This window comes from Rhodococcus sp. As11, from assembly GCF_048957735.1.
In the GTDB taxonomy this organism is placed as follows: Bacteria; Actinomycetota; Actinomycetes; order Mycobacteriales; family Mycobacteriaceae; genus Rhodococcus; species Rhodococcus gordoniae.
This window is the reverse complement of the sequence record NZ_JARDJE010000030.1, coordinates 1-25,407: the sequence shown is the minus strand read 5'-3', so window position 1 is coordinate 25,407 and position 25,407 is coordinate 1. Positions and strand designations below refer to the sequence as shown.

24 protein-coding genes are annotated in these 25,407 nt (G+C 67.6%); 15 read left to right on the top strand and 9 right to left on the bottom strand.

The features are described from left to right. Nucleotides 1-60: 60 nt before the first annotated feature. Complete coding sequence (locus PV766_RS22830; RefSeq protein ID WP_016931678.1) at nt 61-984, bottom strand: PaaI family thioesterase; 924 nt, start codon at nt 982-984, stop codon at nt 61-63. 77 nt (nt 985-1,061) lie between these two features. Beyond that, entirely contained in the window at nt 1,062-1,670 is a 609-nt protein-coding gene (locus tag PV766_RS22825) for a DUF1707 SHOCT-like domain-containing protein (protein WP_016931679.1), read from the bottom strand. A gap of 250 nt (nt 1,671-1,920) precedes the next feature. Here PV766_RS22825 and PV766_RS22820 point away from each other — a divergent pair, with 250 nt between their 5' ends. Then, the gene (locus PV766_RS22820) at nt 1,921-2,385 is read left to right on the top strand and encodes a VOC family protein (protein ID WP_064063909.1); all 465 of its coding nucleotides are present in this window, start codon (nt 1,921-1,923) and stop codon (nt 2,383-2,385) included. A gap of 15 nt (nt 2,386-2,400) precedes the next feature. Here the strand turns inward: PV766_RS22820 and PV766_RS22815 are convergent, their stop codons facing one another. Beyond that, nucleotides 2,401-3,420 carry a sigma-70 family RNA polymerase sigma factor gene (locus PV766_RS22815; protein ID WP_064063910.1) on the bottom strand — a complete coding sequence of 340 codons (1,020 nt, stop codon included), beginning with the start codon at nt 3,418-3,420 and terminating at the stop codon, nt 2,401-2,403. A gap of 140 nt (nt 3,421-3,560) precedes the next feature. On the opposite strand from PV766_RS22815, the gene PV766_RS22810 reads away from it, so the two are divergent. The 7 genes from PV766_RS22810 (at nt 3,561) to PV766_RS22780 (ending at nt 11,525) form a co-directional block, all read left to right on the top strand. Further along, complete coding sequence (locus PV766_RS22810) at nt 3,561-5,060, top strand: ABC1 kinase family protein (protein ID WP_421097978.1); 1,500 nt, start codon at nt 3,561-3,563, stop codon at nt 5,058-5,060. Between the two features lie 111 nt (nt 5,061-5,171). Beyond that, a complete protein-coding gene (locus PV766_RS22805) occupies nt 5,172-5,981 on the top strand; it encodes a crotonase/enoyl-CoA hydratase family protein (protein ID WP_421097977.1) in 810 nt (269 codons plus the stop codon). Nucleotides 5,982-6,012: 31 nt separating this feature from the next. Next, complete coding sequence (locus PV766_RS22800; protein ID WP_421097976.1) at nt 6,013-7,170, top strand: acyl-CoA dehydrogenase family protein; 1,158 nt, start codon at nt 6,013-6,015, stop codon at nt 7,168-7,170. Nucleotides 7,171-7,172: 2 nt separating this feature from the next. Next, nucleotides 7,173-8,741: an acyl-CoA synthetase gene (locus PV766_RS22795; protein WP_421097975.1), complete on the top strand. Its 1,569-nt coding sequence runs from the start codon at nt 7,173-7,175 to the stop codon at nt 8,739-8,741. After that, nucleotides 8,738-9,346, top strand: a complete 609-nt coding sequence (locus PV766_RS22790) for a TetR/AcrR family transcriptional regulator (RefSeq protein ID WP_242496621.1) — start codon at nt 8,738-8,740, stop codon at nt 9,344-9,346. The genes PV766_RS22795 and PV766_RS22790 overlap by 4 nt, the downstream gene beginning before the upstream one ends. Beyond that, on the top strand, nt 9,343-10,488 hold the full coding sequence (locus tag PV766_RS22785; protein ID WP_129975632.1) for an acyl-CoA dehydrogenase family protein: 1,146 nt from the start codon (nt 9,343-9,345) through the stop codon (nt 10,486-10,488). The genes PV766_RS22790 and PV766_RS22785 overlap by 4 nt, the downstream gene beginning before the upstream one ends. Continuing rightward, a complete protein-coding gene (locus tag PV766_RS22780) occupies nt 10,485-11,525 on the top strand; it encodes an acyl-CoA dehydrogenase family protein (RefSeq protein WP_421097974.1) in 1,041 nt (346 codons plus the stop codon). Before PV766_RS22785 ends, PV766_RS22780 begins: the two co-directional genes overlap by 4 nt. A 13-nt stretch (nt 11,526-11,538) precedes the next feature. Here the strand turns inward: PV766_RS22780 and PV766_RS22775 are convergent, their stop codons facing one another. Continuing rightward, entirely contained in the window at nt 11,539-11,955 is a 417-nt protein-coding gene (locus PV766_RS22775; protein ID WP_129975636.1) for an STAS domain-containing protein, read from the bottom strand. Between the two features lie 274 nt (nt 11,956-12,229). Between PV766_RS22775 and PV766_RS22770 the strand changes: the two genes are divergently transcribed. Then, a complete protein-coding gene (locus PV766_RS22770) occupies nt 12,230-13,447 on the top strand; it encodes an EAL domain-containing protein (protein ID WP_129975638.1) in 1,218 nt (405 codons plus the stop codon). A 15-nt stretch (nt 13,448-13,462) separates the two neighbouring features. Here PV766_RS22770 and PV766_RS22765 read toward each other — a convergent pair whose 3' ends face one another. The 3 genes from PV766_RS22765 to PV766_RS22755 form a co-directional block, all read right to left on the bottom strand. Continuing rightward, nucleotides 13,463-14,533: a DICT sensory domain-containing protein gene (locus tag PV766_RS22765; RefSeq protein WP_129975640.1), complete on the bottom strand. Its 1,071-nt coding sequence runs from the start codon at nt 14,531-14,533 to the stop codon at nt 13,463-13,465. A 150-nt stretch (nt 14,534-14,683) separates the two neighbouring features. Beyond that, nucleotides 14,684-15,460 carry a CoA-transferase subunit beta gene (locus PV766_RS22760; RefSeq protein WP_064063920.1) on the bottom strand — a complete coding sequence of 259 codons (777 nt, stop codon included), beginning with the start codon at nt 15,458-15,460 and terminating at the stop codon, nt 14,684-14,686. Beyond that, nucleotides 15,457-16,374 carry a CoA transferase subunit A gene (locus tag PV766_RS22755; RefSeq protein ID WP_421097973.1) on the bottom strand — a complete coding sequence of 306 codons (918 nt, stop codon included), beginning with the start codon at nt 16,372-16,374 and terminating at the stop codon, nt 15,457-15,459. The genes PV766_RS22760 and PV766_RS22755 overlap by 4 nt, the downstream gene beginning before the upstream one ends. A gap of 71 nt (nt 16,375-16,445) precedes the next feature. On the opposite strand from PV766_RS22755, the gene PV766_RS22750 reads away from it, so the two are divergent. Then, nucleotides 16,446-17,342, top strand: a complete 897-nt coding sequence (locus PV766_RS22750; RefSeq protein ID WP_064063922.1) for a LysR family transcriptional regulator — start codon at nt 16,446-16,448, stop codon at nt 17,340-17,342. A gap of 52 nt (nt 17,343-17,394) precedes the next feature. Here PV766_RS22750 and PV766_RS22745 read toward each other — a convergent pair whose 3' ends face one another. Continuing rightward, nucleotides 17,395-18,810, bottom strand: a complete 1,416-nt coding sequence (locus PV766_RS22745) for an MFS transporter (protein WP_421097972.1) — start codon at nt 18,808-18,810, stop codon at nt 17,395-17,397. Between the two features lie 202 nt (nt 18,811-19,012). On the opposite strand from PV766_RS22745, the gene PV766_RS22740 reads away from it, so the two are divergent. Together PV766_RS22740 and PV766_RS22735 are read left to right on the top strand one after the other, a co-directional pair. Then, nucleotides 19,013-20,233, top strand: coding sequence for a CaiB/BaiF CoA transferase family protein (locus tag PV766_RS22740; RefSeq protein WP_129975647.1), 1,221 nt, complete (start codon nt 19,013-19,015; stop codon nt 20,231-20,233). Between the two features lie 202 nt (nt 20,234-20,435). Continuing rightward, nucleotides 20,436-20,711: a WhiB family transcriptional regulator gene (locus tag PV766_RS22735; RefSeq protein WP_242496622.1), complete on the top strand. Its 276-nt coding sequence runs from the start codon at nt 20,436-20,438 to the stop codon at nt 20,709-20,711. A gap of 2 nt (nt 20,712-20,713) precedes the next feature. Here PV766_RS22735 and PV766_RS22730 read toward each other — a convergent pair whose 3' ends face one another. Beyond that, entirely contained in the window at nt 20,714-21,406 is a 693-nt protein-coding gene (locus PV766_RS22730; RefSeq protein WP_421097971.1) for an SDR family NAD(P)-dependent oxidoreductase, read from the bottom strand. Nucleotides 21,407-21,520: 114 nt separating this feature from the next. On the opposite strand from PV766_RS22730, the gene PV766_RS22725 reads away from it, so the two are divergent. Genes PV766_RS22725 through PV766_RS22715 form a run of 3 tightly spaced genes read left to right on the top strand, consistent with a single transcriptional unit; the run spans nt 21,521 to nt 25,294 of the window. Beyond that, nucleotides 21,521-22,234, top strand: a complete 714-nt coding sequence (locus tag PV766_RS22725) for a dienelactone hydrolase family protein (RefSeq protein WP_129975649.1) — start codon at nt 21,521-21,523, stop codon at nt 22,232-22,234. Between the two features lie 58 nt (nt 22,235-22,292). Next, nucleotides 22,293-24,227 (top strand): 2-oxoacid:acceptor oxidoreductase subunit alpha, encoded by a 1,935-nt coding sequence (locus PV766_RS22720; RefSeq protein ID WP_421097987.1) that lies wholly within the window; start codon nt 22,293-22,295, stop codon nt 24,225-24,227. After that, nucleotides 24,224-25,294 carry a 2-oxoacid:ferredoxin oxidoreductase subunit beta gene (locus PV766_RS22715; RefSeq protein WP_016931620.1) on the top strand — a complete coding sequence of 357 codons (1,071 nt, stop codon included), beginning with the start codon at nt 24,224-24,226 and terminating at the stop codon, nt 25,292-25,294. The genes PV766_RS22720 and PV766_RS22715 overlap by 4 nt, the downstream gene beginning before the upstream one ends. The last annotated feature ends 113 nt before the right edge of the window (nt 25,295-25,407 follow it).

The following is a 25,407-nucleotide window of genomic DNA, read 5'->3' as shown; positions in this document are numbered from 1 at the left end:
ATCGGGCGGCCGGACGCTCGATGCTCGGTATGAGAGAGCTGGGAGATCCCTGCGAATCAGTTATGCGCGGGGGAACAGCCGGACATTGGCATGCGCGCGCACGTAGACGGTGCCGTCGGCGGCGCACAGCGTCGTCTCGAAGGACGCGAGGCGCCGTCCGGCCCGCACCGCTTCGGACCGCAGTTCGACGACGGGCCCGGGGACAGCGGGCGAGCGGAGGTAATCGAGGCCGATCTCCAGCACGCGATAGTCCTGACCGATGCCGGTCAGCGTCTGTGCGGCCAGACCGGTGACGGCCTCCGCCATCGATACGAGCACACCTCCCTGCACCGAACCGATCACGTTGGCCATCCATTCGCGCGGCGACAAGCGGGCCTGCACGACTCCGTGCTCGGCGGCCGTCACCTCGAGTCCGAGCAGGCCGGCGAGCGGTCCGCGGGGAAGAGTCCCGGTGGAGATGCCCGTGACGATGTCGAGGCCGGGCAGTTCGGCCAGGATCGCCGCATCCGACCACGGTTCCGGCTCACCGCGTTCCGGCACGGTCTCCGCCGCGTCCGGGCCGAGTTCCGTCGGTGTACGCCCGACGACGATGGATCGGCCGACCAGGTGCGCAACGAGAACGCCCTGCTCGTCGTGCACGTCGGTGCGCGACACCGCGGTCGAGTCGTCGTAGTACAGGCTGCTGCCGCGGCCGACGAGGAGGCCCGAGGACGGGAAGGGGTGTGCGAGCGTCGCCGTCACGTGCGACAGCACACCCTGCGGTCGCTCACCGGTCTCTGCGAACCGGGCGATGCCGGCGGGTACGCCCGCGGCGAAGTCGGTGAAGACACCGACGGAGGCGAGGGTGGTCTGCCCGCGGTGGTCGAACAAATGCGGTCCGACGGCTTGGGTGATCGAGACCGACGCGTCGTCGGCGATCTCGATGTCGACGCCCATCACACGACCGGGACGGTCGACGGAGAATTGTGCGGTCTCGATTGCCATATCTTGCTTCTATCAGGGACGGCGCGGACGAGACCGGGCGGGGAGTGGTTCGCCCCGGTGCAGGATCGCCCCCGGGCTCAGCTCTGCGGCGTCTCCGGACCGCGACGGCCCTCGAGTTCCCGGATCCGCTTCGACGCCTCCTCGAGCCGCTTCTTCCTCTCCGCAGCCTCCGACTTCTTCAGCTCCTCGTAGACCTTCTCGTCGTCGTCGCTGTACTTCAGGATCAGACGCGGAACGCTGAGCGTGACGATCAGCGACGGCCATACGATCCACGCGTAACTCCAGTCGAGGACGATCTGCAGGACGAGGAAGGTCACCAGGGTGATGCCGATGATGATCCAGTCCAGTGTCTCGACCGTACTTCCGCGGTCGCGGAGCGATGCCAGTTCGTCCTCCGCCGACTGCGGCGCCGCAGGAGAGGTGTCGCGGCGAACCGCCGGGGCCGAGACGTCGGGGATCATCCGGATGTGGCCGTCGACCTGCTCGAGAGGCGCCCCGCCGGGCAGCCCCCGGAAGGAGGGGAGCAACGCCGAAAACGTTCGCGCGGAGGATATCTCCCCGGACCGTTCGTAGAACTCGGCGCTGTCGAGGCGGCCCGCGGCGTAGTGCTCGCCGAGCGCGTTCAACGCGTGCATGCGTTCGGCGTCGCTGAGCAGCAGGTCGTCGTGATCGGAGTTGCCGGTCATTTCTTTCCCGCGCTTTCGGAGTCGGTTGTCGAGTCCTCGTTCATCCCTGATCCTAGAGCCGGCGACCGGGCGTGTCCCGGGCGATGATGGCCGCCTGGATCCGCGACTGCACACCCAGTTTGTGGAGCACCCGGGCAACGTGTGTCTTCGCCGTGTGCCGGATTCGCGATGAGTTCGTGCGGGGTGGCCGGTCTGCATCCGTGACACCCCACCGCGTCCCGCACAGGGACGATCGAACACAGGAGAAACCATGTCGCGCATGCTGTTCGTCAACCTCGCCGTCGAGAACGTCGCCGCCTCCCGAGAATTCTTCGACCAGCTCGGATTCACCTTCAACGACATGTTCTGCGACGAGAACACCGCGTGCCTGGAGATCAACGAGCAGACCTACGTGATGTTGCTCGAGAAGCCGCGTTTTCGCGACTTCATCAACGATGACATCTGCGACACCACGAAGGCCCGCGAGGCGCTGATGTGCGTGTCGGCCGACACTCGCGAGGCCGTCGATGCGCTCGTAGACGGTGCCGTCGCCGCGGGTGGCAGCGAATGGGTGACGTCCGGCGGGCAGAAGGCGCAGGAGGAGATGGGGGACTTCGCCCATCAGCGGGCCTTCCTGGACCTCGACGGCCACGTCTGGGAGGTCATGTGGATGGATATGTCGGCCGCAGCGCAGGCGTGGGCACCGGATGACGCCGAGGAGAACGCCACCGCGTAAGGCCGACCGTGCGGTTCAGCGGGCTGCCGGGTCCTCCGGCAGCCCGAATCGGGCGAACAACGCAGTGGTGTCGTCGGAGAAGAAGACGGTGGCGTGCGTGACTCTACCGTCGACGATGTCGAGCACTTGCAGTTGGAAAGGGTGGTGGCGGCCGTCCTCCCCTCGCATGTACAGCCCGAACGCCGGTTGGCCGTTCGCCACGGCGGGAAGCAGCACCTGGTCGCCGGGGCCCTTCGCGGGACAGTTCTTCTTGATGAGGGTGACGATCGCGTCGGGACCCCGGTACCAGCCCTCGAAGGGAGGCATCTCCCAGACGGCGTCCTGGGTGAGCATCTCGACGAGCGAGTCGATGTCGTACTTCTCGAAGCCGTCGACCCAGCGCTGCAGCAACGCCTTGGTCTCGGCGCTGTCGGGTTCGGCGAGCTCGTCGTCGCGGACACGGGCGTCCTTCAGCTGCGCGCGTGCCCGCTGCAGGAGGCTGTTGACCGCGGCCGTCGACGTGTCGAGCGCGGCCGCGACCTCGGTGGCGCGCCACTGCAGGACTTCGCGGAGCAGCAGGACCGCCCGCTGGCGAGCGGAGAGATGCTGCAGGGCCGCGACGAACGCGAGACGCACGGAATCGCGGGAGGCGGCGATGGTGGCAGGATCCGACGGATCGTCGGTGGTGTACCCGGCGGGGAACGGTTCGAGCCAGGGCACCTCGGGACGGGTGACCAGATCCTCGGTGGGATCGGAACTCGGCGCACCGAGCCCGGTGGGCAACGGCCGGCGACTGCGACCTTCGAGCGCCGTCAGGCACACGTTGGTGGCAATCCGGTGAAGCCACGTGCGCAGTGAGGAGCGGCCGCCGAAGTTCTCGTACCCGCGCCAGGCGCGCAGGTAGGTTTCCTGGACCAGGTCTTCCGCATCGTGCAGCGACCCGCTCATGCGGTAACAGTGTGCGAGCAGTTCTCGGCGGAACGGCTCGGCGAGCTCCATGAAATCGGTCGACGTCGATGTCGAGCCGGTTGATTCCTCGAGCAGTTGTTCGGTCATGAGCGCGATACCCCCGGCTGGTCGGACCCGAATCCGCTACCCGTCAGAGAGTAGTCGGGGGTACCGACAGGCGACAGCGATAATCACGGGGTCTCGATCGGGGCGCCGGATGCAGGTACCGTGCACGCAGTCGCGCCGAGGTGAGCGCGTGGTGGACGGAGTGGGGACAGGTCGTGCACGAGTACACGCTGCGCGAGGGCGTATCGGACGGACAGGGCCACAGCGGACAGGACCACAGCGGACCCGACTGCACCGGACCGGTCGGACCGTACGCGAACGGCCTCCCGCCCGGCGCCCTGGACGTCGAACGACCCGCGCTCGACCGATTCGGGCCGGCCGAGCTCGGGCGGGCCGTGGTCGTCGCCGCCGTCCTGATCGCCTTCGTGGTGTGGGCGGTGCTGCGGTGGACCGTCCGGCCCCGGCAGCACAGCATCGTCGAAGCGGCCGCGCACGGCACCGTCGATGCCTTCGAACATCTCGGACCGACCTTCGTGAAGCTGGGTCAGCTCATCGCGTCGTCGCCCGGATTGTTCCCCGCCCCCCTCGCCGATGCGTGCCTGCGCATGCTCGACGACGTTCCCACCTTCCCGTCCGAGCAGGCCCGCGCGGTGATCGAGGAGGATCTCGGACATCGCATCGACGAGATGTTCGAGTCGTTCGACGACGTGCCGCTCGCCGCGGCGTCGGTCGCACAGGTGCACGGTTGCGTGCTACGCGACGGCCGCCGGGCGGTCGTGAAGGTGCAGCGACCGGGGATCGCGCACCGCATGCTCGTCGACCTGCGGGCCGCTTACGTGGGCGCGAAAATGCTGCAGATCTTCGAATTCTTCCGCATCGCGAACACCCCCGGAATCATCCGCGATCTCCACAATGCGACGATGACCGAACTCAACGCGGCCGTCGAAGCGGATCGTCAGGATCGCTTCCGCCGCAACATCTCCGCCTTCGACGACAACCGTTACGTCACGGTGCCCGAGGTGTACTGGCAATGGTGCGGACCGCGGGTGATCTGCATGGAGCGACTGCAGGGCAAGCCGGTCGACCGGGTGGTGCCGGGCCAGGACGATCTCGACACCTCCCTGCTGGTGCGCCGCGGGGTGAAGGTGTGGATGGAGGCGGTGCTGTGTCACGGCCCGTTCCACGGCGACGTGCACGCGGGCAATCTGTGGCTGCTCGACGACGGGCGCGTGGCGCTGCTCGACTTCGGCATCGTCGGCGAACTGCCCGACGAGTGGCGCGCGCTGTTGCGGGCGTTGTTCCGCGCCGCGCTGCTCGACGGGAACTTCACGGCGGTCGCGCAGAGTGTGCGCGCCCTCGGGGTCGCTGTCGATCTCGACGTCGACGACGCGGCGGTCGGACGGCAGGTCGCCGAGATCTTCGGCCCGCTGCTCGGCCAGGACGTGGGGGAGTTGCGGCTCAGTGAGCTGATCGGCGCGCTCGTCTCGCTCGGACGCAAATGGAACACGTCCACTCCCGAGGAACTCGTGTTGTTCGGGAAGCAGCTCGGATACTTCGAGCGTTACGCGACCGCGCTGGCGCCCGGTTGGGTGCTCGGCCGCGATCCGTTCGTCTTCCGGAACATCTTCCCGGAGGAAGTCGCCATAAGAATCGCCGAATCGAACGTGAGCCTGCCCGACTGAGGCAGAACCCCGTTCGGCCTTTACAGGATCCGTCGCGCCCCGTAATTTGAACGATCGTTCGACCTAATTATGGTGCGAGCCACACTGGCTACCGGAAGGACCGCGACCTCAATGGCAACTTCGCAGGACGTCGTACTGAGCACGCGCGACGGAAATGTCGTGACCTGGACGATCAACCTTCCGGAGGCGCGCAACCCGATCTCGGGTGACGCCGTGGTCGACCGCCTCGTCGAGCTCGTCGAGGAGGCCGACCGCGACATCGACACCCGCGTCGTGATCCTCACCGGCGCCGGATCGGCCTTTTCCGCCGGCGGCAACGTCAAGGACATGGACGAGCGTCGCGGCATGTTCGGCGGCGCACCCCACGCCCTGCGGGAGGGTTACCGCCGCGGCATCCAGCGCCTGCCCCGCGCCATCTACCACTGCGAGGTGCCGATCATCGCCGCCGTCAACGGACCTGCCGTGGGTGCCGGTTGCGACCTCGCGATGATGTGCGACATGCGGATCGCCTCGACGACGGCGTTCTTCGCGGAGAGTTTCGTCAAGCTCGGCATCATCCCCGGCGACGGCGGCGCCTGGCTGCTGCCGCGCGCGATCGGTGCGGCGCGGGCCGCCGAGATGGCCTTCACCGGCGATCGTGTCGATGCCGCGACGGCCCTCGACTGGGGCATGGTCTCGCAGGTCGTCGAACCCGAGCAGCTCCTCGACACCGCGAACGCGCTCGCCGCGCGTGTCGCCGTCAATCCCCCGAACGCACTTCGCATGACGAAGAAGCTGCTGCGCGAGGGCCAGCGCGTCGACCTCGACACGCTCCTCGAGCTGTCGGCTTCTCTCCAGGCCCTCTCGCACCACAGCGAGGACCACCGCGAAGCCCTCTCGGCGTTCCTCGAACGACGCACCGGCGACTTCACCGGCAACTGACATTTCATCCCCAAGAACCCGAGGACACGCCATGCAGCGGACGATCTTCACCGAAGAACACGAGCAGTTCCGGAAGATGGTGCGCGACTTCATCGAACGTGAGGTCGTGCCACATCGTGAGGAATGGGACGAGATGGGCCGTCCGCCTCGCGAGTTCTTCCGTCGTCTCGGCGAATTGGGAATTCTCGGGATCCAGGTGCCCGAGGAATACGGCGGTGGTGGCGAGTCGAGCTTCAAGTTCGACGCCATCGTCTTCGAGGAGGTTGCGCGCGCAGGAGTCTCGTTCGGCTCCTACACCGTGCACGCCTGCCTCATCCTGCCGTACCTGCTCGAATATGCGACCGAGGAGCAGAAGCGCCGCTGGCTGCCCGGCTTCGCCGACGGCTCGATCATGACGGCGATCGCGATGACCGAGCCCGGCACCGGGTCCGATCTCGCGAATATCGCCACCTCGGCGAAGCTGTCCGAGGACGGCTCGCACTACATCCTCAACGGCGCCAAGACCTTCATCACCGGCGGCGTCACCGCCGACCTCATCCTGACGGTGTGCCGCACCAGTCCGTTCGATCCCGAGAACCGCCGCGGCGGACTGTCGATCATCGCGGTGCCCACCGACAGCGAGGGCTTCGCGGTGGGCCGCAAGCTCGACAAGATCGGCCTGCACCAGCAGGACACCGCCGAACTGTCGTACACCGATGTGAAGGTGCCGGTCGAGAACCTCCTCGGCGAGGAGGGTGCGGGCTTCGACTATCTCACCCACAATCTGCCACAGGAGCGTCTGAGCATCGCTCTGAACCAGGTCGGTTTCGCCGAGGCAGCGATCGCCCACGCGATCGCATACACCCAGGAACGCAAGGTGTTCGGAAAGCCGGTCGCTTCCTTCCAGAACACCAAGTTCGTGCTCGCCGAGTGCTCCGCCGAGACCCAGGCGGCGCGGGTGTACGTCGACCACTGCCTCGAACTGCTCGACCGCAAGGAGCTGACCGTCGCCGACGCGGCTCGCGCGAAACTGTTCTGCACCGAGGTCGCCGGACGCGTGATCGACAAGTGCCTCCAATTGCACGGCGGCTACGGCTACATCACCGAGTACCCCATCGCCCGCCTGTACGCCGACACCCGGGTGACCCGGATCTACGGCGGCACCAGTGAGGTCATGAAGACGATCATCTCCAAGGATCTGGGGCTGTAGGGGTGTACCCGGGACGTTACGCCGCCGTCGCCCCGGACCGGCCCGCGGTGCACGAGGCCGCGACCGGTCGGACGCTCACCTACCGAGAGCTCGAGGACGCGTCCGTCCGGTTCGCGCACTGGCTGCGCGCACACGACGTCGGGAAGGGCGACCATATCGCGGTCGTCACCGTCAACGACGCCACGGCGTTCGAACTGTACTGGGGTGCAGTGAGGTCGGGCGTGTACGTCACCTTCGTCAATACGCATCTCGCTCCGGCCGAGGCCGCGTACATCGTCGACGACTGCGACGCGAAGGTGCTCGTGGTCTCGTCGCCCCTCGCCGACCTCGCCGAGGCGATCGTGCCGCTCACCCCGAAGGTGGCGCACCGCATCGCATTCGGGGGAGAGGTGCCCGGACATCTGGTGTACGAGGAGGAGGTAGCGGGCCTTCCGGTCACCCCGACGGCGGACCAGCCGCGCGGCAGCGACATGTTGTACTCCTCGGGCACGACCGGCCGCCCCAAGGGCATCGAGCCGGCTCTCTCCGGGGCCCAGGTCGGTGACGAGCCCGGTCCTCCTCTGCTGAAGCAGGTGCGCCGGTTCGGTTTCGACGAGAACACCGTGTACCTGTCGCCGGCACCGATCTACCACGCCGCGCCCCTGCGGTACGGCGTGTCGACGCAGGCGCTCGGCGGCACGGTGGTGCTCATGGACCGGTTCGATCCCGAGCGCAGCCTCGAGTGCATCGAGCACTACCGCGTGACCCACAGCCAATGGGTACCGACGCATTTCGTGCGTCTGCTGAAACTGCCGCGTGAGGTCCGGGATCGCTACGACCTGTCGTCGATGCGGTGCGCGTTGCATTCGGCCGCGCCGTGCCCCGTCGAGGTCAAGCAGGAGATCATGCGGTGGTGGGGCGAGATCGTCTACGAGTACTACTCCGCGACCGAGGCGATCGGCAATACCCTCGTCACGCCGCAGGAATGGCTCGACAAGCCCGGAACGGTCGGGAAGACCGGTGGTCCCGGCACTCTCGGTCTCGCACGGATCTGTGACGAGCGTGGCAACCGGTTGCCCACCGGCGAGATCGGCACCGTCTACTTCGAACGGGACGACTTCTCGTTCGAGTACCACAAGGATCCGGAGAAGACGGCGTCCACGCGGCACCCCTTCGAGGAGAACTGGTACACCACCGGCGACATCGGATATCTCGACGAGGGCGATTATCTGTTCCTCACCGGGAGGGACAAGTTCACGATCATCTCGGGTGGGGTGAACATCTACCCGCAGGAGATCGAGAGCGTCCTCGCGCTGCACCCGTCGATCGCCGACGTCGCGGTGGTCGGCGTGCCGGATGCGGACCGCGGCGAACGCGTCGAAGCATTCGTGCAACTCGTCCCCGGTGCAGAGGGATCCGACGAGCTCGAAGAGGCCGTCGTCGAATTCTGCCGGGAGCGACTCTCGCGCTTCAAGTGTCCCCGGCACGTGCGATTCGTCGACGAACTGCCGCGCACGCCGACGGGCAAGATGGTCATGGGCAGGCTCGGCGATCTGATCGCGCAGTACGCCGATACCGGAGCGTCGTCGTGAGAGTGCTGTCGCCGAAACAACGCGTCTTCATCGAGGCGGGACGGAAGGAATTCGTGCGCAACGGATACGGTTCGTCGTCGATCCGTACGATCGCGCAGGAGGCGGGCGTGAGCCTGTCCGCCTTGTACTACCACTACAAGAACAAACAGGATCTGCTGCTGGCGATCCTGCTCGACGGCGTCGACACCTACGATGCCGTCTGCGAGGCAGAACTTGCCCGTGTCGGCGACCATCCGGTCGAGCAGATCCGTGCGTTCGTCAAGGGAAACGTCGTCTTCCGCACGCAGTTCCCCGAACAAGGACGCATGATCGCCACCGAGGTGCGCAACCTCGAACCCGAGGGTGCGCACCTGTACGAGGAGCGCCGGCGTGCCGGTCGGAAGCGGATCCGCGACATCATCGATCGTGGTGTGGCACAGGGCGTCTTCACCACGAAGTATCCCGACGACTGCCGCCGGTCGATCCTGGCGATGGTCTCGGCGATCGCCAACTGGTACGACCCTGCCGGGCCGGACACCTCGGACGAGATCGCAGAACGCTATGCGGACCTGTCGCTGGCGCTGCTGTGTCCCACCGTCACCGGTGGAGAAGGAGGTTCACGATGAGTGCACGACCGGTGCCGAGGGCGGGCACCCCCGACCCGGCACTGACCGAACTCCGCGCCGAGGTACGGGCGTTCCTGAAGGAACAGATCGACGCGGGAGTGTTCACTCCGGGCATCGACACCTGGTTGACCCGATGGAACCCCGGGTTCACGCGTGCGCTGGCCGCCCGCGGCTGGGTCGGCATGACGATTCCCGTCGAATACGGCGGGCACGGACGAACTTTCATGGAGCGGTTCGTCGTCACCGAGGAGTTGCTCGCGGTGGGAGCGCCGGTCGCCGCCCAGTGGGTCGCCGATCGCCAGGCCGCTCCGTCGTTGCTGAAGTACGGTACAGAGGAGCAGAAGCAGCGGTTCCTACCGGGCATCGCGGCGGGTGAGATCTGCTGGGCCATCGGCATGTCCGAACCCGACTCCGGTTCCGACCTCGCGAGTGTGAAGACGAAGGCGACCCGCATCGACGGTGGGTGGCGGATCTCCGGCACCAAGCTGTGGACGTCCGGGGCGCACCACGCCGACGCCTTCTTCGGTCTCGCCCGCTCCGCCCCGCTCGATCCGGCGCACCGACACGACGGACTGAGCCAGTTCATCGTCCTGCTCGACTCGCCCGGTGTGACCATCAGGCCGATCCTGTCGATGTCCGGCGACCACCATTTCAACGAGGTGCTGCTCGACGACGTCTTCGTCCCGGACGATCTGGTGCTCGGGCAGATCGGCGCCGGCTGGGAGCAGGTGACGAGCGAACTCGGCTACGAGCGCAGCGGTCCCGAACGTTTCCTGTCGACCTTCGGGGTGCTCGAGTCCCTCGTGCACGGTGTGGTGGACGGCAACGTCGAACCGGACACCCGTATCGGGGCGGCCATCGGACGCATCGCGGGAATGCATCGCATGTCCACCGCGGTCTCCGAATCACTCGAGCGCGGCGAGAACGCCGAGCTCGCGGCGTCGGTCGTGAAGGTGCTCGGCACGAAGACGGAGGGCGATCTCGCCGATCTCGCCGACGAGATCGCGGGGTACACCACGGCCGACGCGCACCTGGCCGAGCTCGTCCGGTCCGGCGTCATGCAAAGACCGGGCTTCACGCTGCGCGGCGGCACGAGCGAGATCCTCCGCGGGGTCATCGCACGAGGATTGGGGATGAGATGAGCGGGCAGGACCCACTGCAGTCGACGGAACTGCGTGACTTCGCACAGATGCTGTCCGGGGTGTTCGCCTCGGGTGACGACCACCGCATCGGTGAGGTCGTCGAACTCGATCGTGCCCTGTGGAACACCCTCACCGAGCTCGGCCTCGATCGGCTCACCGGTTCGGAGGAGCACGGCGGAAGCGGTGCGGGCTGGCTCGAGGCCGCCCTGCTGCTCGACGCCGCCGGCGGTGCGGCTGCTGCCGTACCGACGGCCGAGAACGACCTGCTCGCGGGGTGGTTGCTCGAGACCGCCGGACTCGAGGTCACGCCGGGTGTGCGTACCGCGGCGGTCCTCGACGCCGACGGCCGGGCACGTCACGTGCCGTGGGCCCGGTTCGCGGACTCCATCGTCGTGCTGTGGGAGTCGCCGCAGGGATGGCAGGTCGCCGAGGTCGCGCGCGGAGACGTCGAACTCGTCGAGGCCGTGAACCTGGCGGCGGAGCCCCGCGACCACCTGTGCGTCGACTTCTCCACACTCACCGGGCGTGACGTTCCGGCAGGTGTCGCCGACGAGTTCCGCTACCGCGGCGCGCTGGCCCGGGCGCTCGCCTCCGCGGGCGCGATGGACCGGATCCTCGAGCTCGTCGTCGAACACACCACGGCGCGAGTGCAGTTCGGTCGCCCGCTGGGAAAGTTCCAGGCCGTGCAGGCGCTTGTCGCCGACATCGCCACCGAGGTCTCGCTCGCGCACGCCGCCGCCGACGCTGCGGTCGATGCCGTTCTCGCCGGAGGATTCGGGGAGGCGTCGACGCGTTTCGCGATCGCTGCCGCGGCGTCGTGCGCAGGTCACGCGGCGTCGGTGGTCGCCCGCAACGCGCATCAGGCGCTCGGTGCGATCGGTTTCACGATGGAACACGAACTGCACCGGCATGCCAACCGTATCCTGTCGTGGCGCAGTGAATTCGGCACCGTCGCCGCGTGGGATTCCGAACTGCTCGCTGCGGCCGGTGAGGCCGGGGACGTGTGGGCCCTCATCACGGGTGGCCCGGCACGCTGACGATCGTGCGGGATCAGGCGGCGTGGCCCGCGGTGTCGTTCTCGGCGCGGTCCGTGACGTCGAGACCGGGGGCCAGGATGTCGAGCAGCATGCGCACCTGACGGGTGGGGGCGACGATCCGGAAGAGGCCGGGGCGAGTATGGCCGGCATCGGCCAGCGTCGAGGCCACCTCGGAGTACATGAAGGTCACCTCGGACAGGTCGACGACGACGTGATCACCCGAGTGCGCGAGGTCGCAGAGCGTCGCGGCGAACTCCGCCCGAGCGGTCATATCGAGATCGCCCTTCGCGCGCAGGACACTGCAGCGACGGGACGGCGAGTGAACGTCGAGGCGGTAGCGCGGCGCGCGGGCGACGGTCGCTGCAGCGGCTCGTGAGAGTGCGCCGGGCGGGGTGACGATCCGGTGGGTGGTGCTCGTACGTGTGCTCACTGCTGTCTCCTGTCGGCGTGGATTCGTGCCGTCCGGTGCGGGCTGGATCCTGAGCAGGCGGGCGGCCTGCTGGGGGTCGGGGTGAGAACTCGCGTCGGGCTTGCACAGAGACTGTCCGATGGATGTTGCTTCCCTACGATCCATTCCATAACGGAATGGTAACGAAAGATCACTGTTCGATAACTAATTCCCCTTGAACTGCAGAAACAATGGAGAACGTAAGATTCGTCGGCCCGCGCGGGCGATCCGTGCCCGGAGGTGGGATGCTGGACCGATGAGCGCTGTTCCTGCCGCCGACGCGGAGACCGCGTTCGGCGGCCTCGTCGTCGAGACGGAGTTCGCCCCGATCCACCGGCTCGACAATGGCGCCCTGTCTGCCGTCGAAGTGCAGCTGCGGGGTCCCGAAGGTTCGTCGTTGCACGACGCGACAGCTTTGAGTGAGACCGCCCGGGCCATGCACGAGAAGTCGGTGCTGGACCGCATCAAATGGCAGCGGGCCGGCAGGTACCCCGACTCGGCGGTGCCGCATCTGGTCACCGTCGATCTCGATTCCCTCGACGAGCTCGGCGAGCTCGGCGATCGCCCGGAACCGGCGAGGGTCGTGCTGATCACCGAGCAGTCGCTGATCGCACGCCCTGCCAGGACGCTGCGCACCATCGCCGCAGCGCGCACGGCGGGCATGCTCGTCGCGGTGGACGGGGTGGGGGCGCGAGCCCAGGCGCTGGCGCTGCTGCCGCTCGTCGAACCGGACGTGATCATCACGTCGCCCGCGTTGATCGGCCGTGCCGCCGACGCCTCGACGGCGAGAGTCGCGCACGCCGTCGCCGCCTATATCGAGTCCAGCAATGCGGTCGTGATCGCGCAGGGCGTCGACTCGGAACTGCATCGCCGCCGCGCTCTCGGATTGGCGGCCCGATACGGTATGGGGCAGCTGTATCGGGTGCGCGCGACGAACAGAGATGCTGCGCAATCGGATTCGGATATCGATCCCCTGCCGCTGCATCCACGTCCGGGTGTCGCGGACGATCCCGCACTCACTCCTTTCGCTCTGGCATCCGAAGGGCGCAGGCGCACAAGCAGCTTCAAGCGGTTGCTGGTGTCGATGAGCAAGCTGCTCGAGACCAATGCGGTGGGAGCCGGACCGGAGACGATCGTCCTCGGCACCTTCCAGCGCGCCGAGCACTTCACGCCGACCTCACGGGCGCGATGGGCGCAGCTCGCCGAACAGGTCGCCTACACCGGGGTCTACGGCGTCGGGATCGATCCCTACGTCGACTCCGCAGTGCACCACGCGCCGTTGGATCCGGACGATCCGATGGTCGACGAATGGAACGTCGTCGTTCTCGGCCCGCACTTCGCGTGTGTGCTCGCCGCGTTCGACATGCACACCGAGGCAGCAGATCTCGACCGTGAATTCCAGTACGTCCTGTCTTACGACCGTGGCACCGTCATCCGGTGCGCCCACAGCATTCTGGCGCGCTTCGAAGGGTGACCCGCGAGGCACGGTTCAGGACGGCGGCGGGGCCTCGGCGGGTGCCGTCCGGGGACGGACCAGGGTCGCGCGCGCCGCGCGGGCGACGGCCCCGCGATCGTAGGAGACGACGTACTCGAACTCCCGCTCACCATCCGCCGATCGACGGTGCAGGTCGAGGGCGGAGAGCGCACACGCGAACGACGCTCCCAGCAGGATGACGTTCCACTCGTCGACGAGGGGATCGTGCGGCTCGATCGGAACGAGGTTCGTGCCCGATATGCCCGCGCCGAAGCCGACCGCGAAGACCGCGACGTGCGCAAGGGCGCCGGCCATCGACATCCAGCGTCTCCTCGCCGCTCCGGTGAAATGGTCGCGGTGCTGGAAGGTGCCCAGCGCGATCACGTCGGCACCGGCCTCTGTGGCTCGGGCCTCGAGATCAGCGCTCATGGAGACCAACAGACCTTTCCCGCTCCGCACGCACTCCCGCCCCGCCGACAGGATGCGGAAAGGGGACGCGGTTGCGGCGTCGAGCGGCGCGCTCCAGGTGGGCTCCCGGAACAACCGGTTGCACCGCGACGAAGGTTCTGTGCCGTCCTCCGGGACAGACAGTGCTGCGCCGCATCCGAAGCCGATGCCGTGAGCGAGCGCGGCCTGGCGATGCAGATCGGAGTCGATGCCCTCGGCGACGACGACCGAGTTCGTGCGCTCGCAGTGTGCCCGCAAGGACAACAGGGTCGTGGCGGCACGCGCATCGGATGCGACGAGCGCCTCCGCCGGCACGACGACCACCTCCGGTTCCACCAGTGCCAGGACGACCGTGGCGCGTGGCGCCGATTCCGCGACGCGCACGGCCACGGCGACTCCGCGTTCGCGCACGGCAGCGATCCAGCGCAGGACCACCGCCGGATCGGCGAACACCTCGTCCTCGTCGACGAGTGCGACGGCATCACGCACGGACGCATTCTCCGCCGCACCGTGGGTGAGCTCGATCAACGGGGCCAGGACGGGGATGTGCCGATCTGCACCGGGATCCGCCGCGATCGACGACACTGCGGTAGCAACCACGGTGCCGTCCACCAGGTCGTGGATCGCGCTCGCGTGCATGACGTGCCGCCTTCCCGCATCACGCGGCGGTGGGTCCGCCGGGCATCACAGGGACGTACGCCGGGCCGCCGAAGGCAGGGTCCGGTGCGTCGTCCGTTGCGGACATCCTGCCAGCCACCGCGTGGGCGCAGTCGACGACCTCCGGTGGGATCACCGCAGATACAGGCGTACCTTGTCGATCTCGTTGCGCAGCAGGTCGATCTCCTCGGCGGTGGGATCCTCGGTGCGCGTGAGGTCGTCGGAGACCGTCAGATCCCAGCCCGTCGCCGCGCGAACCTCGTCCACTGTGACACCGCGGTGGATGCTGGTCAGTACGAGTTCGCCGGACGGATCCTGCCGGGACAACACACCCAGGCTCGTGAACACCTTCGTCACCCCGCGGCCGCGCGGCATGATGCCGACGCCGGCCTGGCGGGCGCGCACCGGGCTCGGCGACGTGCAGAAGTCCAGTTCGGCGGGAAAAGCGCTCGGATCGTGGCGTCGCATGATCACGAAGACCTCGCCCGCGTTGGGCATGATCTCGACGGCTCCGCCGCCACCCGGCAGTCGCACGGTGGGCTTGTCCCAGTCACCGATGACGCTGGTGTTGAGGCTGCCGTAGCGGTCGATCTGCGCCGCACCGAGGAAGCCGACGTCGACGTTGCCGCCTTGCAGCACGTACCCGAACAGCGATGCCATGGACACCACGGATTCGGCGCCGGAGACCACGACGGAGTCGGCGATTCCTTCGGCCATCGCCTCGGGGTGCGCGCCGCAGACGCCGGATTCGTAGATCAGCTCGACGTCGGGGTTCGAGGTGCGGGCGGCGAGGTCGACGGCGAGGGTCGGCAGGCCCACCCCGGCGAAGACCCGGGCCTTGCCGGCCAGGGCCCGCGCGGCGACGGAGACGATCAGTTCGGTGGTGGAGAAGGTTTCGGTGGCAGTCACTTTCGGCTCCCGTAGTCGACGGTCCCGGAGGGGCGCGGCGCGACCTCGAGGGCGGCCCAGTACTCCTCGCCCAGTTTCTCGAGGTATTCGGAGTGATCGCTGGTGGTGAGGACCCATTCCTTCAGCCAGGTGCGCAGCTGCTGGGGGTCCTTGCTGATCGCGGTCCAGCGACGGTAGAACGCACAGTCACGGTCGTAGTAGCCCTGCGCATAGGAGGGATGTGCTCCGCGCGGGCACAGCACGACCGCGTCCACGGCGTGCGACGGGACGAGCGTGCGGCTCGGGTCGGAGCGGATCACGTCGTCGTCGACGATCTCCTCGACCACCACGATGGCCTTCTTCGCCGCGTACACCGCTTCCTGCTGGACACCGGCGATCCCCCAGATCTGGACGTTCCCGGCGCGGTCGGCGCGTTGGGCGTGGATGATCGTCACGTCCGGGTTGAGCGGAGGGACGACGTACACGCTGCCGCCGCCGAAGGGATCGTCCACCGGCCGGATGTCCGGGTTGATCTTCGGCAGGTCGCTACCCGCATACGATCTCAGGGGGAAGAAAGGCAGCCCGGCCGCCCCGGCCTGGTAGCGGCAGACCATGCCGTAGTGGCTGTACTCCTCGACCTCCAGTGCGACGGGGTCGTGGTTCTCGATGCGCCGGCGGATCTCGTACAGCGACCCCGCCGAGCCGCTCGCGAAGAACGACGCGACGAGTTTCGATACGCAATCGGCGGCGATGAGCTGGTCGGAGATGATGTCGGGGGTCATGCGGCACAACGTCAGGTCGCGCCTGCCCTGACGAATGATCTCGTGCGCGGCAGCGAAGGGAATCAGGTGCGAAAAGCCTTCGAGCGCAACGGTCATCCCGTCTTCGATGTAGGTGGCGATCGCTTCGCGCATGGTCATGAGTTTGTCCGGCATACCGGTCGTCCTCCGTGTGGTCGGTGATGCGGTGTCGGGTGTCAGGCGCCTGCAGGCGTGATAATCGACGGGTGGAGATCCAGCAGGTGAAGGCGTTCCTGGCGGTGGCGGAGGAACTGCATTTCGGTCGGGCGGCGCAGAGGTTGCACATGGCCCAGCCGCCGCTCAGCCGCACGATCCGCAGACTCGAGAAGGAGCTCGGTGCCGAACTCTTCGAACGCAACACCCGCAGTGTGCGGTTGACGGAGAGCGGACGGGCGCTCGTGGAACCGGCCCGGAACATCCTCGACGCCTGCCGATCGGCGGAGATGGCGGTGACCGCTGCGGGCTCGGGCCGGACCGGCCGGGTCCGTATCGGTTTCGCCGGTTCGTCCTCGCACTATCTGGTGGGTCGCTGGGCGAAGCTCGTGCGGCGCACTCATCCCGGTATCGAGTTCGTGCTCGACAGTTCGGCCTACGCGAGCGAGGCGCTCAACAAGCTCGCGGCGAGCAGACTCGACATCGGCATCGTGCGACTGTTGTTCTTCCCGCCGGGTATCGCGTCGCGTGTGGTGGCCCGTGAGAACCTCGTCGTGGCGCTGCCCAAGGAGCACCCGCTCGCCGACCGGGAGAGCGTCCGGTTGGAGGATCTCGCGAACGAGGCGTGGGTGATGCTGCCCGCCGAACCCGGATCCATGTTGCGCGAACTGCTGCTCCGGCTCGCCCACGACGTCGGATTCACACCCAGAATCGTTCAGAGTGCCCCGGATTCGCTGTCGTTGATCGCCCTGGTGTCGGCCGGAGTGGGATGTTCGCTGACGGTCTCGTCGGTCGCGGCGAACGTCATCAACCCCGAGGTCGTGTTCGTTCCCCTCGCCGACCACCCCGAGCCGCTCGACGTGCGGCTGGTGTGGCGGGAGGACGACGACAGTGCCGCGCTGCGAGAGGTCCTCCGCCTCTCCGAGGAAGCACTGCCCACTCCGGAGTGACCGGGGCCGGCCGGCGACTGCGCCGGCCGGCCCCGAGTGCAAGCGATCCGTACTAGGCATGGACGCGATCTCGTGGGGTGTCGTCGGTTCCCGGAGTACGGCGGTCGCGCTCGGCTGTTTCGGACTGTTCGAGGGCGAGTTCCTCGGCGTCGGACTGTTCGGCGACCGAGGGTGCCTTCGGGTCGTACCCGGTGCGCTCGAGCAGGGCCAGGGTGCACACGAGGGAGACCGCGGCGTAGCAACCGGCCGCGATGGCCACGCCGGTGACGTCCCCGGACGAGTTGAGCAGGTACTGCGCGAGCACCGGTGTGCCACCACCGACGATCAGCGAGCACAGCTGGTAGGCCAGCGACAGGCCCGAGTACCGGATGTTCGCGGGGAAGGCCCGGGCCAGGATGCCGGCGATGGCGCCGTAGAACATCGAGTGCGGAATCGTCGCGAGACACATGCCGATCACGGCGATCGCGAAGGTCTCGGTGCGGATGGCGTAGAACATGGCGGGCATGAGGAACAGCTCCGGGACGATCATCAGGAGCATTGCCTTGCGCATGTCGATCCTCGACACGAGGACGGCACCGAATGGCTGCACGATGAACTGCACGACGAGGGCGATCGCGATGATCGCGAGGAAGGTGCCACGCTCGTAACCGAGTTCGCTCGTCGCCCACGACAGGGCGAAGGTGTTCTTGAAATAGGTCACCTGGGCGAGAGGCAGCGCGCCGGCGCCGAGCAGGACCAGGACCCAGTGCTTGCGCAGCACTTCCTTGATCGGCAACTTGACGGTCTTCTTGCGTGCCAGAACGGCTTTCATGGCATCCGATTCTTCGAGCCTGAGCCGGATGACCATACCGACGATGACGAGCAGCGCCGAGAACAGGAACGGGATGCGCCAGCCCCACATCAGGAACTGCGGAGTGGGCAGTGCTGCGAGGAAGAAGAACGCCATCGTCGACAGCAGGTTGCCGGCGGGCGAACCCTGCTGTGCGAACGCCGAATACATGATTCCCTTGCCCTTGGGTGCGTTCTCGCTGGCGATGAGGACGGCGCCGCCCCATTCACCGCCGACCGCGACACCCTGCACGATGCGCAGGAAGACCAGCAGGACCGGCGCCCACATGCCGATCTGTGCGTAGGTGGGGAGCAGGCCGATACCCACCGTGGCGATGCCCATCATGACGAGTGTGATGACGAGTGTGTTCTTGCGGCCGATCCGGTCGCCGAGGTGGCCGAAGATGACGCCGCCGAGCGGACGGGCGAGGAAGCCTGCCCACAGGGTGACGAACGCGAGGAGGGTCGCGACACCGCTCGAGAGTTCGTCCGAGAAGAAGACCTGGCCGAACACCAGTGCGGCGGCCGTGCCGTAGATGTAGAAGTCGTACCACTCGATGGTGGTGCCGATGAAGGAGGCGATGCCGGCCTTGCGGGCCTTCTTTGCGATCTCCTGATCGGTGGGTGTGGACGAACTCATGCGCCCTCCGTCTGCTACGCCCCGATGGGGCGGGGGAATGTGGTCTGCGTCTCAGCAGAGGGTGTCAGGGCTCGGCTTTACAGTCCAATACCTAATAGGACCCGAATCGATACCGCAGAGGTATTACTGGGGAGTCCGTGTTCGTCCTGGTAGACATGCAGCGACGCCGGATGGGGGAACCGCGAACGCGAAAGGACATCAGGTGACGAGCGACCGAACCGATCGGACCGAGGTGGAGGTTTCTGCCGGCCTGCCGCTGGAGGGCATCACCGTGGTGAGCCTCGAACAGGCGGTTGCCGCACCCCTCGCGACGCGCCATCTCGCAGACCTCGGAGCCCGTGTCGTCAAGGTCGAACGTGTCGGCGACGGCGACTTCGCGCGCGCCTACGACGGTGCCGTGCACGGCCTGGCCGCACACTTCGTCTGGCTCAACCGCGGCAAGGAATCGTTCGCGGTGGATCTCAAGGCTCCCGAGGGCATCGATGCGGTGAAGGCGCTGATCCGCGGTGCGGACGTCTTCTTGCAGAATCTCGCCCCCGGCGCGGTGGAGCGACTCGGGCTCGGCGCCGAGGACCTGCGTGCGGACCACCCGGAACTGGTGGTGGTCAACATGTCTGGTTACGGCACCGACGGACCGATGCGCGACCGCAAGGCCTACGACATGCTCGTGCAGTCGGAGACCGGCCTGTGCTCGATCACCGGTACGCCCGAGACTGCGGTGAAGACGGGCATCCCCACCTCGGACATCGCCGCGGGCATGTATGCGCTCACCTCCATCCAGGCGGCGCTGTTGCGCCGGCACCGCACGGGCGTCGGCGCGACGATCGACGTGTCGATGTTCGACGCGACCGCCGAATGGCTCGGTTATCCGATGTACCTGCAGATGTATCAGGGGCGGCAGGTGCCGCGGATGGGTCTGTCGCACACATCGATCGCGCCGTACGACAAGTACCCCACCGCGGACGGGGAGATCCTCATCGGCGTCCAGAACGATCGGGGCTGGCGCACGCTCACCGAGGTCCTCGGCATTCCCGAGCGGGGCGACGATCCGCGCTTCACCACCAATCTCGAGCGGGTGCGTCACCGCGAGGAGGTCGATGCGCTGGTCGCTCGGGCCACCAAGCAGTTCACCAGCGCGGAGCTCGACGAGAAGCTCGCCGACGCCGGGGTACCGGCCGCGCAGCTGCGGGATCTGCGCGGGCTCATCGAGCATCCTCAACTCGCAGCGCGCGACCGCTGGCGCGAGGTGCAGACGGAGGCGGGTCCGGTGCGCGGCATCCTGCCGCCGATGAACTTCCGCGACGTCGAATTGCCGATGGGCGCGGTGCCGGGGCTCGGTCAGCACACCGAGGCGGTGCTCGCCGATCTCGGCCTCACGGACGAGCAGATCGCGGGCCTGAAGAGGGCCGGCATCGTCGGCTGATCCGCTCCACGTCGGCTGCTCCTCAAATGTGCGGCCATAGCTTCCGGTGCTTATAGGTATCCGAAGCGACTGCCATCGCCGATTCTGATGGATCCGCACTGCTCAACGATTGACGATCCCCGCCGGGTATCGAAAAATGGCCGTACAAATACTCGTTCGACGAGTGCGGGTCCGCGATGGCCCGATGGGCAAGGAGGCGGCGATGTACGGATCCGGCGACCGCGACTGGGTGGTCGCGGCGCGGTGCCGCGGGGTGGACACGGCGATGTTCTTCCCTCGGCCCGAGGACGGCCGCGGTGCGGTACTCCGGGCCGAGCGGCAGGCGAAGGAGGTCTGTCGCTCCTGCCCGGTGATCGACGCGTGCCTGACGCACGCCGTGCGTACCGGAGAGACGCACGGCGTGTGGGGTGGCATGAACTACGCCGAACGGCGAGCGTTCGAACGCGCGGTGAAACTCGGTCGTCTCCAGTCGGTCTGAGCTCAGCCGACGTTGGTGACGGGGATCAGGGCGCCGGTGATCGAGGCACCCGCATCGGAGACCAGGAACTCGATGACCTTCGCGATGTCGGCCGGTTCGGACCAACGGCTCGTGTCGGCGTCGGGCATCGCGGCGCGATTGGCGGGGGTGTCGATGACGACGGGCAGCAGCGCGTTGACGCGGATGTGGTTGTCGCGGTACTCGAGTGCCATCGTCTCGACGAGCGCCGAGACCGCAGCCTTCGAGGCGATGTAGGACGCACCGCCCGGGAAGGGGCTGAGCGTCGCGGCGGTGGAGATACAGACGATCGATCCACCGCCGCGGTGGATCAGGTGGGGCAGTGCGGCCTGGCTGACGGAATAGGCGGTGCGCAGGTTGAGATCGAGCTGGGAGTCGAGCACCTCGATCGGGGTCTCGTGCACCCGCGGGCCGGACGTGAATCCGCCGACGAGGTTGACGACGCCGAACAGGGGAGCGTCGGGGTCGTCGCACGCCAGGTTCAGGGCGTCCCCGAGCTGCTGCTCGTCGGAGAGGTCGGCCTGCACGAGCCGCAGGTTCGGATGCGTGCCCACGCGCTCGAGCTCGTCGCGGACCAGCCACGGCACCACGACCCGCCATCCGGTGTCGAGGAGATGTTTCGTCACGGCGCTGCCGAGGCCGCCGGTGCCACCACTGACCAATACGGTGCGAGCCATGTGCCTGTATCCCTTTCGAGCGTGCCGTCTGTCGTGCTCCGAAAACCCGCCGCACGACAGACGGCTTCGTACGAAGATCATGACGAACAATCGGAGGAAGGGGAAGGACGGCCGATGGACGACATCGAGGCGGAATTCGTTCACATCGCAGGCCTGCGTGCCTATCTGGCCAGGCCGCTCGGCGGTGCCACCGGAGGAATGCTGCTGCTGCCCATGATCACCGGCATCGACGCCCAGGTCCGCGAATATGCGCACGACATCGCCGGAACCGGCGTGACCGCACTCGTCTGGGACCCGTGGCACGGACCGAGCGCCGACGACACCTCGCGCGAGGCGCTCGCGGAGTCGATGCGTGGTCTCGACGACGAGAAGAGCCTCGAGGAGATGGCGACCCTGCTCGACCACGCGTTCGGTGAACTCCGACTGGAGAAGGTCGGCGTGATCGGATGGTGCCTCGGCGGACGCCTCGCCCTCATCCTCGGCGCCCGCGACACGCGGGTCACGAACGTGGTGGCCTACCACCCGTCGATCATGGTGCCGCCCGCCCCGAATCACACGATCGACGCCGTCGAGCAGGCAGGTCGCGTCGCGGCACCCGTCATGGTGCTGCACGCCGGCGCCGACACGATCATGAGCGCCGAGACCTTCGCGAATCTGCAGGCGGCGCTGCAGCAGCGCGAGACCGGCGCGACCCTCACTCACGTCTATCCGGGCGCCGAACACGGCTTCTCCTCCCGTGGCCGGCACGGCAATCCCGTCAATGCCGATGCCTACGCCGTGTCGTGGCCCCAGGCGCTGAGCTTCATCGGGGATACCGTCCGCTCCTGACGCGGATGGGCAGAATTTTTCGGGAGAAAGGGTTGCACATGGGCGCGTGAGGGCCACGATGGAGCGCATGGCGTCGAGCGCGAAACTCGAACAGGTCGTCATCCGCATCGCCGGCGACTCCGGCGACGGCATGCAACTCGCCGGTGACCGGTTCACCGCCGAGGCGGCCGCCTTCGGCAACGACCTGGCCACCCAGCCCAACTTCCCCGCCGAGATCCGCGCACCCCGGGGCACCCTTCCCGGAGTCTCGAGCTTCCAGATCCAGATCGCCGACCACGACATCCTCACCGCCGGCGACCGGCCCGACGTGCTGGTCGCGATGAACCCGGCGGCCTTCGAGGCCAACGTCGGCGACCTGCCCCGGGGTGGCACCGTCATCGTCGACAGCGACGAATTCACCAAACGGAACCTGAACAAGGCGGGTTACGACGCCGATCCGCTCGGCACCGACGCTGTGGAGCATCTGACCGTCCATGCCCTGCCCATGAGCACGCTCACCGCCGGTGCCGTCGAACCCGCCGGCGTCGGCAAGAAGGACGCGCAGCGCTCGAAGAACATGTTCGCGCTCGGTCTCCTGTCGTGGATGTACGGGCGTCCGATCGCGCCGGTCGAGACGTTCCTCGAGCGCAAGTTCGCGTCGAAACCCGACATCGCCCACGCGAACGTCCTCGCGTTGCGTGCCGGATGGAACTACGGGGAGACCACCGAGGCGTTCGCCACGACCTACGAGGTGGCGCGCGCGTCGCTGCCGTCCGGGACATACCGGCAGATCACCGGCAACACCGCGCTCGCCTACGGTCTCGTCGCGGCAGGTCGCGCGGCGGCGATGGACGTCTTCCTCGGCACCTATCCGATCACCCCGGCCTCCGACATCCTCCACGAACTGAGCAAGCTCGAACACTTCGGTGTGCACACCTTCCAGGCCGAGGACGAGATCGCAGGCATCGGTGCCGCGATCGGCGCGTCCTACGGCGGGGCGCTCGGCGTCACCAGCACCTCCGGTCCGGGAATCGCGCTGCAATCCGAGGCCATCGGCCTGGCGGTGATGACCGAACTGCCGCTGATCGTCGTCGACGTCCAGCGCGGCGGACCGTCCACGGGACTGCCGACGAAAACCGAACAGGCCGACCTGATGCAGGCGATGTTCGGGCGCAACGGCGAATCGCCCGTCGCGATCGTCGCCCCGCAATCGCCCGCCGACTGCTTCGACGCGGCGCTCGAGGCCGCGCGCATCGCGATCACCTACCGCACCCCGGTCATGGTGTTGTCCGACGGCGCGATCGCCAACGGATCCGAACCGTGGCGGATCCCCGACATCGACGATCTGCCGCGCATCGACCCGCGCTTCGCACAGTCGCCGAAGGACGACGACCCCGGCTACCTGCCCTACGCCCGCCGTGCCGACACCCTCGCCCGCGACTGGGCGATTCCCGGAACCGCAGGTCGTGAGCACCGGATCGGCGGTCTCGAGAAGGCCGACGGAACGGGCGACATCTCGTACCACCACACCAACCACGAGTTGATGACCCGGCTGCGGGTCGCGCGGGTGGCCGGCATCGACGTCCCGGATCTCGGGGTCGACGACCCCACCGGTGACGCCGAGGTGCTGGTGCTCGGCTGGGGATCGTCGTACGGGCCGATCGGGGAGGCGGTGCGCCGTGCCCGACGGGCCGGGCACCGGGTGGCCCGAGCGCACCTACGTCATCTGGCGCCGATGCCGAAGAACCTCGGTGACGTGCTCGGCCGCTACCGGCGCGTGCTCGTCCCGGAGATGAACCTCGGTCAGCTGTCGTTCCTGCTGCGGTCGCGGTTCGACGCCGACATCCAGCCGGTGACGAAGGTATCGGGCATGGCGTTCCGCGCCGACGAACTCCACGACGCCATCGAAGCCGAATTCGCCGGAACGCTCGCCGACACCGAACGATCCCGGACGCCGGACGCGGTCGCCTCGTCGACGAAACTCGACCCCACAGCAGAGAGGGCACGAGCATGACCGGACTCGTCGGCCACGATCTCGGACTCCGCCCGCACATCGACGCGCTCGACGGTGTGCCCCGCACCGACGACCCGCAGAAGGCGAAGGACTTCACGTCCGATCAGGAGGTGCGGTGGTGTCCGGGCTGCGGCGACTACGTCATCCTCGCGACGGTGCGGAGTCTGCTTCCCGAATTGGGTGTCCGGCGTGAGAATCTCGTGTTCGTCTCCGGCATCGGATGCTCGTCGCGGTTCCCCTATTATCTCGACACCTACGGTGTGCACTCGATCCACGGACGCGCGCCGACGCTCGCGACCGGACTCGCAGTCACCCGCCCGGATCTGTCGGTCTGGGTCGTGACCGGCGACGGCGACGCCCTGTCGATCGGCGGCAACCACCTCGTCCACGCCTTACGCCGCAACGTGAACATGCGGATCCTGTTGTTCAACAACCGGATCTACGGACTCACCAAGGGCCAGTACTCGCCGACCTCGGAGGTCGGCAAGGTCACCAAGTCGTCGCCCTCGGGCTCGGTCGACGCTCCGTTCAACACCTTGTCGCTCGCACTCGGTGCCGAGGCGAGCTTCGTGGCACGCGCCCTGGATTCCGATCGTGCCGGTCTGACGGACGTGCTGCGCGCGGCGGCACACCACCGCGGTGCGGCTTTCGTCGAGATCCTGCAGGACTGCCCGATCTTCAACGACGGATCGTTCGACGTGCTGCGCAAGGACGAAGCACGGTCGCACCTCATCCCGCTGCGACACGGCGAACCCATCATCTTCGGAACCGACGACGAGCTGTGCGTCGTCAGAAGAGGTTTCGGCGTGCGGGTGGCGCAGCGCGCCGAGGTCGCCGCCGACGACATCGTCGTGCACGACGCGCACACCGACGACCCCGAGTACGCGTACGCACTGTCGCGCCTGTCGGACCAGGGTCTTCGCCACGTCGTCACGGGAATCGTGCGGCAGGTCGGGCGGACGACCTACGACGACGCCGAGCGCGCCCGGGTGCGGGCCGCGCAGGAGTCCGGCACCGCCGACCTGCAGCAGTTGCTGCGGGGTGACAACACGTGGACCGTGCCCTGAGGCCTGTATCCGCTACCGTCCTGGCTGTTCGCCGCCGCAATTCGGTAGTTGTCAACCTGTCTGAGACAGATGGGTGATGTTGATTCCGGTCGGTCGAGGTAGTGGTGGTGCCA

What these genes read in the sequence shown, in the direction of transcription:
- PV766_RS22730 (WP_421097971.1), bottom strand. Translation starts at nt 21,406, where the DNA reads ATGGCTCGCACCGTATTGGTCAGTGGTGGCACCGGCGGCCTCGGCAGC.
- PV766_RS22780 (WP_421097974.1), top strand. Translation starts at nt 10,485, where the DNA reads ATGAGCGGGCAGGACCCACTGCAGTCGACGGAACTGCGTGACTTCGCA.
- PV766_RS22815 (WP_064063910.1), bottom strand. Translation starts at nt 3,420, where the DNA reads ATGACCGAACAACTGCTCGAGGAATCAACCGGCTCGACATCGACGTCG.
- PV766_RS22765 (WP_129975640.1), bottom strand. Translation starts at nt 14,533, where the DNA reads ATGCACGCGAGCGCGATCCACGACCTGGTGGACGGCACCGTGGTTGCT.
- PV766_RS22735 (WP_242496622.1), top strand. Translation starts at nt 20,436, where the DNA reads ATGTACGGATCCGGCGACCGCGACTGGGTGGTCGCGGCGCGGTGCCGC.
- PV766_RS22725 (WP_129975649.1), top strand. Translation starts at nt 21,521, where the DNA reads ATGGACGACATCGAGGCGGAATTCGTTCACATCGCAGGCCTGCGTGCC.
- PV766_RS22820 (WP_064063909.1), top strand. Translation starts at nt 1,921, where the DNA reads ATGTCGCGCATGCTGTTCGTCAACCTCGCCGTCGAGAACGTCGCCGCC.
- PV766_RS22745 (WP_421097972.1), bottom strand. Translation starts at nt 18,810, where the DNA reads ATGAGTTCGTCCACACCCACCGATCAGGAGATCGCAAAGAAGGCCCGC.
- PV766_RS22785 (WP_129975632.1), top strand. Translation starts at nt 9,343, where the DNA reads ATGAGTGCACGACCGGTGCCGAGGGCGGGCACCCCCGACCCGGCACTG.
- PV766_RS22720 (WP_421097987.1), top strand. Translation starts at nt 22,293, where the DNA reads ATGGAGCGCATGGCGTCGAGCGCGAAACTCGAACAGGTCGTCATCCGC.
- PV766_RS22800 (WP_421097976.1), top strand. Translation starts at nt 6,013, where the DNA reads ATGCAGCGGACGATCTTCACCGAAGAACACGAGCAGTTCCGGAAGATG.
- PV766_RS22805 (WP_421097977.1), top strand. Translation starts at nt 5,172, where the DNA reads ATGGCAACTTCGCAGGACGTCGTACTGAGCACGCGCGACGGAAATGTC.
- PV766_RS22715 (WP_016931620.1), top strand. Translation starts at nt 24,224, where the DNA reads ATGACCGGACTCGTCGGCCACGATCTCGGACTCCGCCCGCACATCGAC.
- PV766_RS22755 (WP_421097973.1), bottom strand. Translation starts at nt 16,374, where the DNA reads ATGCCGGACAAACTCATGACCATGCGCGAAGCGATCGCCACCTACATC.
- PV766_RS22825 (WP_016931679.1), bottom strand. Translation starts at nt 1,670, where the DNA reads ATGACCGGCAACTCCGATCACGACGACCTGCTGCTCAGCGACGCCGAA.
- PV766_RS22830 (WP_016931678.1), bottom strand. Translation starts at nt 984, where the DNA reads ATGGCAATCGAGACCGCACAATTCTCCGTCGACCGTCCCGGTCGTGTG.
- PV766_RS22770 (WP_129975638.1), top strand. Translation starts at nt 12,230, where the DNA reads ATGAGCGCTGTTCCTGCCGCCGACGCGGAGACCGCGTTCGGCGGCCTC.